The following is a 12,109-nucleotide window of genomic DNA, read 5'->3' as shown; positions in this document are numbered from 1 at the left end:
AAGCCCGCCAACTGATGCAACTGTACTTACGGCTTCTCGGCCAGCTCTTTCAACGCCTTCAAGGTATTGAACGGCGCATCGACCACAAACTTGTTCGCCACCATCGACGGCACGCTGCCGCCCGGCTCGGTGTGCACCTGGTAAGTCACTTCGGTGCCGCCGTCTTTTGGCTGCAGCTTCCAGAACCCATCAACCTTGGCCACCCGCACGAAGCCCTTCTCTTCCGGCAGGTACGTGGGCACGCCTTGAAGCTTGCGGATCAGGCTGCCATCAGCCGCTACGGTAGTGGTGACATGCATGACCGAATCACGCGCAGTGACCGGCCACGGGGTATTAAATTGAGTGTAGGTCCAGCTCTGGTCACCTTCGGTTTTCAGCAGCTTTTGCGTCTTGCACTCATGAATCCAGGCGCAGGCCCCGGCAACGTCTTCCTGCAGGGCCCTGACCTTGGCCAGTGGCGCCTTGATAAAGGTAACGCCGCGATAGGCCTTGTAGTCGGAACCGGCAACCTCACTGAGATCGATCTTGATTCCGTCTTCTTTCTTGGCCTGCTTCCAGTCCTCGGCATGCGCCAGGGGCACCAGCGCCGCTCCCAGACCCAACACCAGTGCCATGTGCTTAAACGATCCCATGCTTTTGTTCCTTATTGTCGAAGATCCGCGTTTCAAGCTGCCGTCATTTGCTCCAGCCACCCCAGGATCCTGATCGCCTCGTCGCGGTCGTTGCCGCAGATCTCGGCCTCTGCCTTGAAACCACCACACACCGGCGGGCGCTCGGGCTTGCCGAACAAGCCGCAGAGGTTGGCAACCGACAAGTGCAGGCAGCGCTCACCGGCGGGCTTGCCCTTGGGCATCCCCGGTATCGGCGAGCTGATGGAGGGCGCAATGCAGCAGGCGCCACAACCTTCACGGCAGTTCATGACAACAGAATCCTCGGAGTAACAAATGATGAATGAATCCGGATAGTAACCGCTTAAACAGGCGTTTGAAATTGCTCGCAGGATGAAATATCAACCCCAAAGGGGTGACTGGACAGTCAGTTTCGCCCTACTGCTTGAACTCGAACTCAATCGCCGCGCCTTCGACATCCTTGCGACTGTCGTTACGCAGTTGCAGCTGCATTTCGTTGCTGATCAGCCGGCCATTGAGCTGAAACGGGCTGTCGGAAGGCGGTTTCTCACCAAACAGGTAGGGCAGCAATGGCTTGGGCAAAGGTGCCTGCTCCTGGGTATCGGGCTTGAGCTCCTTGACCATGCCCGAGGGCAGGCTCAGGTCGAGCTTGGTCTTGGACAATGGCGCGGGCGCCGCCTTGGCATTTTTGCGTACGCTGCGCTGGGTGGCTTTGGTGCTTGCCTTTTTACGCACCGGCGGCGCTTTTGCCTGCTTTGGCTTGGCTGCAGGCTTGGCGCTTTTGCTAGTGGAGGTTTTGCCGGCCGGTGCGGTTTCGGCCACTGCTGCCCAGGTGCAAGCCAAGCCACCGAGCAAACACAGGGACAGCCCGATACAACGCAACGCTTTCATAGGCACCGACGATTATCCCTAAAAATGCTTATGCTCCCCGTTCCTGACACGACTGGCAAGTCTAGAAAAAAGCGCCCGAGGCCGATTCCTGGCACAACTGGCTGGCGAGCATGCCCAGGGTCATCACCGCCCGCTCCGCCTCACGATTCCACGGGATGCCGCAGTTCAGACGAATGCAGTGGTTGAATTGCTCGGTGTTACTGAAGATCAACCCTGGGGCGATACTGATGCCCTGCTGCAGCGCACGCACGTGCAATTCCTGGGTATTGACCCGGCCCGGCAGGCTCACCCAGAGAATGAAACCGCCGGTGGGCCGGGTCATCTGCGTACCTTCCGGGAAATGCTGTTGCACCGCCAGCTGGTAGGCGCTGAGATTTTTCCGATATTCCTGGCGGATGAAACGCAGATGCCGGTCGTAACCACCGTTCTCCAAGTAGGACGCCACCCCCATCTGCGTCACGCTGCAGGCCGAGTGGGTGGTAAAGGTCTGCAAGCGCTGGATTTCCGCCTGGTACTTGCCGGCAACCATCCAGCCGATACGCACACCGGGAGACAAGGTCTTGGAAAAGCTTGAGCAATAGATCACCCGCCCGAGCCGGTCGAAGGCCTTGAGCGCCTTGGTCTTGCCCTGCTCGAACATCAACTCGCCATAGATATCGTCTTCGATGATCTGGATGTCGAAATCCGACGCCAGGCGCAACAGCTGCTTCTGGCGATCTTCCGGAATGGTGCCGCCCAGCGGATTGCTCAGGCGCGCGGTCAGCACCAGGGCCTTGATCGACCACTGGTTGGCCGCCAACTGCAACGCTTCGAGGCTGATGCCGGTGGATGGATCGCTGGGGATCTCGATGACTTTCAGGCCAAGCAGGTCGGCCAGTTGCAGCAAACCGTAGTAGGTCGGTGATTCGGCGGCGATCAGGTCGCCCGGCCGGGTCAGCACCCGCAACGACATCTGCAGGGCATCGACGCAGCCATGGGTGACCACCACTTCGCTGGGGTCGACCACCACGCCGGCATCGCGCATGCGAATGGCGATCTGCCGGCGCAACGGCTCGAAACCCGGGCTGAACATGTAGCTGAACGCCCGCGGGCTATGAAAGCGGGTGACCTTGGCCAATTGCTGGTGCAACGCGCGCACCGGCAAATAGTCGACATGCGGCACCGCCGCGCCAAAGGGAAACACCCCGTCGCGCCGGGCTTCGGTCAATACCTGCTGAATGATACTGCTGCGCGTGACCAGCCCCGGGCGCTCGACCCGGGCGATATCCGGCGTCTGTGCGGTCAACGCAGGGGTCTGGTGCACGTAATAGCCGGACTGCGGCCGCGCGCGAATCAAGCCCTGGTCTTCGAGATTGGCATAGGCCTGCAGCACCGTGGCATGGCTGACATTGAGCTGCGAGCTCATCTTGCGCACCGACGGCACCCGCTCACCTGGCTGGTACACACCGCGGCGAATATCTTCGGCCAGTTGCTGGGCGATGCGCTGGTAGAGCAACAGGTTGGTCATGATCAGTTCTCGACACGCAGGCAATGTAGTTGTTTTTGTACGGCTGTTTTCGGCCAAGAATACCGGAACAGTTGCGAAGTGTACTGGGACAGATTGCAGAATAGTCGACAATACAGTTGTGTGACAGAGGCGGGGATGCGCCATTTGTCACAACCAGGGTGGGGATGTTGAGGCTGCGAGCTTATCCATTCGATGTGGCGCCGCTGCTGGCCCCTTCCGCCCTTACGGCGGGTCCCTTTTGTTCTTGGCAAAAGGAACCAAAACCGCTCGCTCCAGCATACGGCCCTACGCTGCGCTCCGGGTTCCTTCGCTACGGTGCCTTCCTGGGGCATCGCGGCCTACGACTTGCTTCGCCAAGTCTACGTCTCGCGACTTCGGCATAGGCCGAAGGGTGCTACGCACCAGCCCCCTCCAGACACCTACGCTCAGCCTCCTGAAGTCGCGAAGTTACGGGCGGCGCCTGCACTGGCGTATCTGCGAAAGCAGATGTTGGCGCAGCCAGGCTGACCCAGGAGCGGGACAAGCCCGCTGGCAAAACGAGTACCAACTTGCTTGATCTTGATCTTGATCTTGATCTTGATCTTGATCTTGATCTTGATCTTGATGTTCATGCACGCATTTCCAGGCGCCGCGAAAAGCGACTTCAGGAGGCCGAGCGTAGGTGCCTGTAGGGGCGGTGCGCAGCACCTTCGGCGTCAGCCGAAGACGCGAGACGTAGACTTGGCGTAGCAAGTCGTAGGCCGCGATGCCCCGGAAGGTGCCGTAGCGAGGGGACCCGAAGCGCAGCGTAGGGCCGTATGCAGGGGCAAGCGGTTTTGCCAACTTTTCCCAAGAGAAAAGTAGGCCGCCGTAAAGGCGGAAGGGGCCGGCAGCCGCACCGCACCGCACCGCACCGCACCGCACCGCACCGCACCGCACCGAATAGATAAGCCCCCAGCTTCAAAAACCCAACCCAAGCCCCTGAAGAGCCATAAAAAACCCGGAGAGGAACACTCACCGGGTTTCTTCATCCATTACTCAGCGCGCCGCGCCAAGCTTGCCCTTGTCGTCGGAAAAGACGATCTCGACCCGACGGTTCTGCGCCCTGCCCCGCTCCGAGGCATTGGCCTCGACCGGATACTGGTCGCCATAGCCCTCGACCTCGATGCGCTTTTCATCGACACCCAGGTCGATCAGCATATCGGCTACCGCCTGAGCCCGATCCCGGGACAATTTGAGGTTATCCTCAGGCGCGCCCGTGCTGTCGGTATAACCCTCGATACGGATAATGCGCTTGGGGTTGAGCTGGAGGAACTGCACCAGCTTGAGCACCGTGCGGCTGGCCGAGTTTTTAAGCTCCGCATGCCCGGTGTCGAACAGCACGTCGCCCAGGGTCATCACCAAGCCACGGTCGCTCTGCTCGGTGGCCAGGCTGACGATCTGCGCTTCCAGCCATTTGCCCTGCTGCTGCACGCTGGCAAGCTTGGCCTCACGCAACGCCAGCTGCAGGCGCTGACGCTCAAGCTCAAGCTTGGCCAGGCGTTCCTGGTTGAGCACCAGATTGCTGTGCTCGCGGGCAATATCGCTGTAGCGCTGGCTCAGGTAGGCGTAATGGCGCACATCGGCGCCGGTCCCCAGATAACTGGACAGGCGCTCGGCACGGGCCAGCGATTCACCGGCACGAATCACGTCACGCGGCGCGCTGCGCAAAACGTTGGAATCGTCCTTGACCGTCTGGAACTTGGCCGTGGCCTCGTCCAGCGCCGTCTCGCTGCGCTGGCTGGCGCAGCCCTGCAGGCCGACCACACCGACCAACAACAGTGCTGCCAATGGTTTGATCGAACTCACCGCTGCTCCCCCAACTGTTTACGCAGGCGATTGACCCGCGATTGCAGCAAGTCCAGCTGCTCCTTGCTCTTGACCGTCAGCACCCGCGCCTCGGCCAGGCGCGCGTCCAGCTCGGCCTGCTCGGCGCGCATGCGCGCGTCACGGTAGGATTCGCTGGTCATGTTGACTCGGGCCCGAGCCAGTTTTTCTTCGGCCTGCTTCAGCTCTGCCACTTCGTCGGTGGCACCCACCGCCTTGGCCTGCTCCAGTGCCTGCTCGGACAGGCGCAACTGTTCATTCGGGGCCGGGTCATTGGCACATCCGGCCAGGGCCAGCAGTGCCAGAGCGGCGAATAATGGATGAGTTCTCACGCAATCTTCCTACTGTTTAGGGGCATCCAGCGGCGCCTGCATCTGCGCTTTCCAGCGTTCGACATTACGTTGCAGCACCGCCTGGGACACGCCGGAGGCCGGCAATTCTGTCAGCTTTTTTGCCAGTTGTCCGCGCAACCAGGCGTCATTGCATGCCGAATTATGCGACAGCGCCAGGTACAGGCCCGGGCGATCCAGAGGCAAGCCGCGGGCAATCAGCTCGTTGTTCATGCCCAGGGCCTGAGCCATGGCCATCCCGGCGTAGCGCCCGGCCAGCACATAGTCGACCTGACCGAGCAGCAACTTCTGGAAGGCCTGGGTCAGATTCTGCGAAGGTGCCAGCTGCAACTGGCTCTTGGCGTAGGCAGTAAATTCCGGGGTCATGCGCGCTTTTTCCGAGACGCTGCCGCGATGCTCGTGCAAATCGGCCAGGGTGTTATAGACCAGCGGCGAATCGTGGCGAGTCCACACCACGTATTCGTTGCTCAGCAGCGAGGGATGGACGAAGTCGACCGTAGTCAGCTCGGCCACCGCGAAGGGTGAATCGATCAGCAAATCGACACGACCGCTGCGCACCTCTTCCAGGGCCTGGCTGCGGCTGCCGCTGTCGAGGACTTCAACCTTCAGGCCCAGCTCGCTGGCTACCTGCCTGAACAGGTCGACGTTGGCGCCCATCAGGTGCTTGGGGTCTTGCGGATCGCGCCACGAGTACGGCGGCGCATCGGGGCTGCCGGTGGCCACCAGCCGCTCGCACTTGCCCACCGCCCACGCTTGCAACGGCATCAGCACCGCAGCGAACACCAGCGCCGTATTTATCTGGCCACGCCATCCCATGCAACCACTCCCTACTTTCTAGCCAGAATGAAAAAGCCCGATCTGCCGGGCTGTGCAAGGCAGGCCTGCACAGCCCGAACGGACCGGGCTCTTTTATAAGTGAAGCGACTGGATTAAACCAGCTTCTCCAGCTCAGGGATGGCTTCGAACAGGTCAGCCACCAGGCCGTAGTCGGCCACCTGGAAGATCGGCGCTTCTTCGTCCTTGTTGATCGCAACGATCACTTTGGAGTCTTTCATGCCGGCCAGATGCTGGATCGCGCCGGAAATACCGACGGCGATGTACAGCTGTGGTGCAACGATCTTGCCGGTCTGACCGACCTGCATGTCGTTGGGTACGAAACCTGCGTCGACCGCAGCGCGCGAAGCACCGACGGCAGCGCCGAGCTTGTCGGCCAGGGCGTACAGGTGCTTGAAGTTGTCACCGTTCTGCATGCCACGACCGCCGGAAACGACAATCTTGGCAGCGGTCAGCTCAGGGCGGTCGGACTTGGCCAGCTCTTCGCCAACGAAGGCCGATTTGCCTGCGTCGTGGGCAGCAGCGACAGCTTCAACGGCAGCCGAACCACCTTCAGCGGCAACGGCGTCAAAGCCGGTGGCACGGACGGTGATGACTTTGACGGCAGCGTTCGATTGCACGGTGGCAATGGCGTTACCGGCGTAGATCGGACGCTTGAAGGTGTCAGCCGATTCAACCGAGATGATCTCGGAAATCTGGTCGACGTCCAGCAGCGCGGCAACGCGCGGCAGGATGTTCTTGCCGTTGGAGGTGGCAGGAGCCAGCACGTGGCTGTAGCCCTTGCCCAGCTCGGCTACCAGCGGTGCGACGTTTTCTGGCAGCTGGTGAGCGTAGGCGGCGTTGTCGGCAACCAGGACCTTGGCAACGCCAGCGATCTTGGCCGCGGCTTCAGCGACGCCACCGACGTTCTGGCCTGCGACCAGCACATGGATGTCGCCACCGATCTTGGCGGCAGCAGCAACAGTGTTCAGGGTGGCCGGGGCAACGGCACCGTTTTCGTGTTCAGCGATAACCAGGATAGTCATTTAGATTACCTTCGCCTCGTTCTTCAGTTTCTCGACCAGTTCAGCAACCGACTTGACCTTGATACCGGCGCTGCGGGCAGCCGGCGCTTCGACTTTCAGGGTCTTGTTGGTAGAGGCGGTGGAAACGCCCAGCGCGTCTGGAGTAACGGTCTCCAGCGGCTTCTTCTTGGCCTTCATGATGTTCGGCAGCGACGCGTAGCGCGGCTCGTTCAGGCGCAGGTCGGTGGTGACGATGGCTGGCAGGTTCAGCGCAACGGTCTGCAGGCCGCCGTCGATTTCGCGGGTAACGTTGACCTTGTCGCCAGCAACCTCGACCTTGGAGGCGAAGGTGCCCTGGGCGTAACCGCTCAGTGCAGCCAGCATCTGGCCGGTCTGGTTGTTGTCGCTGTCGATGGCTTGCTTGCCAAGGATCACCAGCTGCGGTTGTTCTTTGTCGACCACTGCCTTGAGCAGCTTGGCCACAGCCAGCGAAGTCAGCTCTTCAGCCGATTCGACCAGGATGGCGCGGTCGGCACCCAGTGCCAGGGCAGTACGCAGTTGCTCCTGGGCAGTGGCCGGGCCGACGGTAACGACGACGATCTCGCTCGCAACGCCCTTCTCTTTCAGGCGCACGGCTTCTTCTACGGCAATTTCGCAGAAGGGGTTCATGGACATCTTGACGTTAGCAAGGTCGACGCCGGAGTTGTCCGCCTTGACGCGAACCTTGACGTTATAGTCGACCACTCGTTTGACAGCTACAAGAACCTTCATGGATTCCTCGTTACTCTCCGGTGAAAAGAATGTCGCCTGGGGCAAACCCGGCGATTGCGCGTGGGCACAAGGGCACCTCTAAAAACGATCACAGGTGGACGAATTTAACCCTGACCCAGCGGTCTCGTTTCGGCCTGTCAGTTGTAAAACCCGTGGGTCATTATTTGTCGTGGCGTGTAAACTCCACTACAAAGCGGGTTGTGGCGTAACTGCCCTGCTTTTCGCCTGGTTTTTAGGGGTGCTCCTGCATCCTGCGGTCAGCCTACGGCGAGCGCAAAACCGCTCGTATCTTGACCGTAACGCCCAATCCGGTCAATACGGCAAACCGGTCAGCTTCAAGCCGCGCTTCTTTGATTTTACTGGCCTGCGGCAAATTCAAACAAACGTTTGTATTGGACCCCGCGAGTGGTGTAGATATAATGCGCGGCCAAGAGAAAGCGGTGTAGTCCGTCATCGCTCGAGCTACAGCCCGAGCGTCTGAAAAATGACCGCCTGACACCCGCCAACAAAGAAAAACCGATGAGCCTTGAGTAGGAGAGAACCTGTGGAACGCGAATACATGGAATTCGACGTGGTCATTGTCGGCGCTGGCCCGGCTGGCCTGTCCGCCGCCTGCCGACTGAAGCAGAAGGCCGCCGAAGCCGGTAACGAAATCAGCGTCTGCGTGGTCGAGAAAGGCTCGGAAGTCGGCGCCCACATCCTCTCCGGTGCGGTGTTCGAACCTCGCGCCCTGAACGAACTGTTCCCGGACTGGAAAGAGCTCGGCGCCCCGCTCAACACCGAAGTCAAACGCGACGACATCTATGTGCTCAAGGATGCTGGCAGCTCGATCAAGGTCCCTGACCTGTTCGTGCCCAAGACCATGCACAACGAAGGCAACTACATCATCTCTCTGGGTAACCTGTGCCGCTGGCTGGCCCAGCAGGCGGAGAACCTGGGCGTCGAGATCTACCCGGGCTTCGCCGCCCAGGAAGCCCTGTTCGACGAAAACGGCGTGGTCCGCGGGATTATCACCGGCGACCTCGGCGTCGACCGTGAAGGCAACCCGAAAGAAGGCCTGTATACCCCAGGCATGGAGCTGCGCGGCAAGTACACGCTGTTCGCCGAAGGCTGCCGTGGCCACATCGGCAAACAGCTGATCAAGCGTTTCAACCTCGACAGCGAGTCCGACGTCCAGCATTACGGCATCGGCTTGAAAGAAATCTGGGAAATCGATCCGGCCAAGCACGAACAAGGCCTGGTTGTGCACACCGCAGGCTGGCCGCTGGATGTCATGGCCAAGGAAAACACCGGTGGATCGTTCCTCTATCACCTGGAAAACAACCAGGTAGTCGTAGGTTTGATCGTCGACCTGTCCTACTCCAACGCCTACCTGTCGCCGTTTGACGAATTCCAGCGCCTGAAACACCACCCGGTGATCAGCCAGTACCTCGAAGGCGGCAAGCGCATCAGCTACGGCGCCCGCGCCCTGGCCAAAGGTGGTTTGAACTCGCTGCCGAAAATGGTCTTCGCCGGCGGCGCCCTGATCGGTTGCGATCTGGGCACCATGAACGTGGCCAAAATCAAGGGCAGCCACACCGCCATGAAATCCGGCATGCTCGCCGCCGATGCGGTGGCCGAAGCCCTGCTGGCAGGTGGTGAAGGCGGCGATCAACTCAACAGCTACGTTACAGCGTTCAAAGCCAGCTGGCTGTATGACGAGCTGTTCTCCAGCCGTAACTTCGGCCCGGCCATGCACAAGTTCGGCCCGATGCTCGGCGCGGCGTTCAACTACCTCGACCAGAACTGGTTCGGTGGCAAACTGCCGTTCACCCTGCACGACACCAAGCCGGACTACGCCTGCCTGAAGCTGGCGGCCGACTCGAAAAAAATCGACTATCCAAAACCGGATGGCAAGCTGAGCTTCGACAAGCTGAGCTCGGTATTCCTCTCCAGCACCAACCATGAAGAAGAGCAGCCGTGCCACCTGAAACTGGCTGACGCGAGCATCCCGATCGGCACCAACCTGCCGCTGTACGACGAACCGGCCCAGCGCTACTGCCCGGCTGGCGTGTACGAAGTAGTCAGCCAGGAAGACGGCAGCAAGCGCTTCCAGATCAACGCCCAGAACTGCGTGCACTGCAAGACCTGTGACATCAAGGACCCTTCGCAGAACATCACATGGGTCACCCCGGAAGGCGCCGGCGGCCCGACTTACCCGAACATGTAAGTCTGCCGGCAACTAAAAAAGCCCTCTCGCCGTTGTGGCCAGGGGGCTTTTTTATCGCTTGTGTCAGGCTGTTCTGACTTCTTCGAACAACTCAGGGTGGCGATCAAGTAGCTTGAGCAATTTGACTAGGGCCAAGGGAGGCTTGGTCTTGCCGTTTTCGTAACGGGAGAATGCATTGACCCCGCCGCCGAATATTTCCGCTGCTTCACGCTGATCAAGTGCCAGCTTCTTGCGTACGGCAGCAATAAATTGCGGGTCGACAGCCGCAGCATTGACCTGCCGATTGAAAGCGAGCATCGCCGCACTGACACGCCGCGACTCTGTATCACTGAGCACCCTCTCAGCGCAGGCAGGGCAGTAATCCCCGGCAACATCAGTCACCCGGGTTGTCTCACCTTTGTAGGTGTACGGCAGATCGCGCCTGGCACTGACCAGCTCAGCCGCGCCACAGGCTGGACATTTCATTTTCACAACTCCTTGAAGGACACGATGAGCACATCATCGATGACCGTCAGTTTCAGGTAGACCCGCCAGCGCCCTGACCGTCGAAAGCCTGCAATGAGGCGTGCCTTTCTCCATGAGCAAATTAACCTAATAGGTTCAATTTGGCAAATAGGTTAATCCATTTGCCCCGCTCTAGAGTCTGCCCGATCAGCGCCCAGGCAGCAGGGAACCATTGTCACAGCAGATGAACTCAGCAGCGCACCGCCTCATCTTCGAAGGGCACCGCTTCACGTGCGCCAAAGTACAGTGCCGTAAGCAAGCCAACCACACCCATGACCAGGCAAAAGCCCACGCACACCCATGGGCTCCACGGCATCAGGGCGATCAGCAGCAATGGCGTGGTGCTCGCCCACAGGGCGTAGGCAATGTTGTAGGTAAAGGAAATGCCCGAGACGCGAATCTGCGCCGGGAACAAGCCGACCATCACCGATGGCACCACCCCCACCACGCCACAAGACAGGCCAGCAATGGCATAGGCCAGCCCGGTCCAGCCCCAGCCAGCCACCAGGCTGGCGTAAAGGCCGGCGATGCCCAAGGGCAGCAGCAGGCTGTAGATCATCAAGGCCCGCCAGGCGCCGATACGGTCCACCAGCAAGCCGGCCAGCACACAACCGATATTGAGAAAAACAATGCCCATGCTGCTCAAGGCGAAGGTGTGCCCGGCACTCATGCCGAAGCGCTGCTGCATCACCGTCGGGGTGATCACCACCAGCACCACCACCGCCGAGGTCAGCACGCAGGTGAGCAGCGCTGCCGGTATCAGCGCCCGGCGATGCTCACGCAACACGGTGCGCAAGGGGAAAGCCGGCGGCTGCTCACGGCGCTCGCGCAAGGCCAGGAACACTGGTGTCTCGCTCAACCAGCGGCGCAGCCAGACGCCGATCACGCCGAATACGCCGCCGAGCAGGAACGGGTAGCGCCAGGCGTAATCGAGGATTTCCTGGGGGCTGAACAGCTGTGCCAGCGCCGTGGCGGTCAGGGCGCCGAGCAGGTAACCGAAGGTCAGCCCTGCCTGCAAAAAACCCAGGGCGTAGCCGCGGCGCCCGGGCGGGGCGTGCTCGGCGACGAAGGTCCAGGCGCTCGGCACCTCGCCCCCTACCGCGGCACCCTGAAGGATGCGCAAGGCCAGCAGGATCAGCGGCGCTGCGTAGCCAATATCGGCATAGGTGGGCATCACCCCGATCAGCAGGCACGGCAAGGCCATCATCAGGATGCTCAGGCTGAACACCCGTTTGCGCCCCAGGTGGTCGGCGAAATGGGCCATCAGGATGCCGCCCAGCGGCCGCGCCAGATAACCGGTTACAAAAATCCCGAAGCTCTGCAGCAAACGCAGCCATTCGGGCATCTGCGGTGGGAAGAACAACTGGCTAAGGGTCAGGGCGAAGAACACGAATATGATGAAGTCGTAGATCTCCAGCGCCCCGCCCAGGGCCGCCAGGCTCAGGGTCTTGTGGTCGCTGCGCGATAGCTGCAGCGGGCGCGCAGGGTCAGTGGCCGTCATAGGGGTATCCGCAAGTGATCGAGTGCCGGTACGACAGGCGCACCAAGGCAAACGCAAGAGGATA

Annotated in this window: 13 protein-coding genes; 1 reads left to right on the top strand and 12 read right to left on the bottom strand. The window is 60.6% G+C overall.

Features of this window, described 5'->3' with window-relative positions; all coding sequences use genetic code 11:
- Nucleotides 1-26: 26 nt before the first annotated feature.
- The 10 genes from LOY22_RS08540 to LOY22_RS08495 all read right to left on the bottom strand — a co-directional run bounded on the left by LOY22_RS08540 (nt 27) and on the right by LOY22_RS08495 (nt 7,831).
- Nucleotides 27-632: an START domain-containing protein gene (locus LOY22_RS08540; protein ID WP_213602003.1), complete on the bottom strand. Its 606-nt coding sequence runs from the start codon at nt 630-632 to the stop codon at nt 27-29.
- Between the two features lie 32 nt (nt 633-664).
- Nucleotides 665-919, bottom strand: a complete 255-nt coding sequence (locus tag LOY22_RS08535) for a YkgJ family cysteine cluster protein (RefSeq protein WP_045200534.1) — start codon at nt 917-919, stop codon at nt 665-667.
- A gap of 127 nt (nt 920-1,046) precedes the next feature.
- Nucleotides 1,047-1,364 carry a translation initiation factor 2 gene (locus LOY22_RS08530; RefSeq protein ID WP_309475569.1) on the bottom strand — a complete coding sequence of 106 codons (318 nt, stop codon included), beginning with the start codon at nt 1,362-1,364 and terminating at the stop codon, nt 1,047-1,049.
- Between the two features lie 217 nt (nt 1,365-1,581).
- Nucleotides 1,582-3,027: a PLP-dependent aminotransferase family protein gene (locus LOY22_RS08525; protein ID WP_045200530.1), complete on the bottom strand. Its 1,446-nt coding sequence runs from the start codon at nt 3,025-3,027 to the stop codon at nt 1,582-1,584.
- Between the two features lie 425 nt (nt 3,028-3,452).
- Nucleotides 3,453-3,638 carry a hypothetical protein gene (locus LOY22_RS08520; protein ID WP_258597115.1) on the bottom strand — a complete coding sequence of 62 codons (186 nt, stop codon included), beginning with the start codon at nt 3,636-3,638 and terminating at the stop codon, nt 3,453-3,455.
- A 406-nt stretch (nt 3,639-4,044) separates the two neighbouring features.
- On the bottom strand, nt 4,045-4,854 hold the full coding sequence (locus LOY22_RS08515; RefSeq protein ID WP_045200527.1) for an OmpA family protein: 810 nt from the start codon (nt 4,852-4,854) through the stop codon (nt 4,045-4,047).
- Nucleotides 4,851-5,204 (bottom strand): DUF4398 domain-containing protein, encoded by a 354-nt coding sequence (locus tag LOY22_RS08510; RefSeq protein ID WP_045200525.1) that lies wholly within the window; start codon nt 5,202-5,204, stop codon nt 4,851-4,853. The genes LOY22_RS08515 and LOY22_RS08510 overlap by 4 nt, the downstream gene beginning before the upstream one ends.
- Before the next feature lie 9 nt (nt 5,205-5,213).
- The gene (locus tag LOY22_RS08505; protein WP_093385362.1) at nt 5,214-6,038 is read right to left on the bottom strand and encodes an ABC transporter substrate-binding protein; all 825 of its coding nucleotides are present in this window, start codon (nt 6,036-6,038) and stop codon (nt 5,214-5,216) included.
- A 113-nt stretch (nt 6,039-6,151) separates the two neighbouring features.
- A complete protein-coding gene (locus LOY22_RS08500) occupies nt 6,152-7,081 on the bottom strand; it encodes an electron transfer flavoprotein subunit alpha/FixB family protein (protein ID WP_045200521.1) in 930 nt (309 codons plus the stop codon).
- On the bottom strand, nt 7,082-7,831 hold the full coding sequence (locus tag LOY22_RS08495; RefSeq protein WP_010224703.1) for an electron transfer flavoprotein subunit beta/FixA family protein: 750 nt from the start codon (nt 7,829-7,831) through the stop codon (nt 7,082-7,084).
- Between the two features lie 544 nt (nt 7,832-8,375).
- Here LOY22_RS08495 and LOY22_RS08490 point away from each other — a divergent pair.
- On the top strand, nt 8,376-10,040 hold the full coding sequence (locus LOY22_RS08490; protein WP_045200520.1) for an electron transfer flavoprotein-ubiquinone oxidoreductase: 1,665 nt from the start codon (nt 8,376-8,378) through the stop codon (nt 10,038-10,040).
- Between the two features lie 63 nt (nt 10,041-10,103).
- Here LOY22_RS08490 and LOY22_RS08485 read toward each other — a convergent pair whose 3' ends face one another.
- Together LOY22_RS08485 and LOY22_RS08480 are read right to left on the bottom strand one after the other, a co-directional pair.
- A complete protein-coding gene (locus LOY22_RS08485; RefSeq protein WP_045200518.1) occupies nt 10,104-10,505 on the bottom strand; it encodes a type II TA system antitoxin MqsA family protein in 402 nt (133 codons plus the stop codon).
- 229 nt (nt 10,506-10,734) lie between these two features.
- The gene (locus LOY22_RS08480; RefSeq protein WP_093385367.1) at nt 10,735-12,045 is read right to left on the bottom strand and encodes an MFS transporter; all 1,311 of its coding nucleotides are present in this window, start codon (nt 12,043-12,045) and stop codon (nt 10,735-10,737) included.
- Nucleotides 12,046-12,109 lie beyond the last annotated feature (64 nt).

It is taken from the genome of Pseudomonas sp. B21-035 (genome assembly GCF_024748945.1).
Lineage (GTDB): Bacteria > Pseudomonadota > Gammaproteobacteria > Pseudomonadales > Pseudomonadaceae > Aquipseudomonas.
This window is presented reverse-complemented; position numbering and strand designations above follow the sequence as displayed.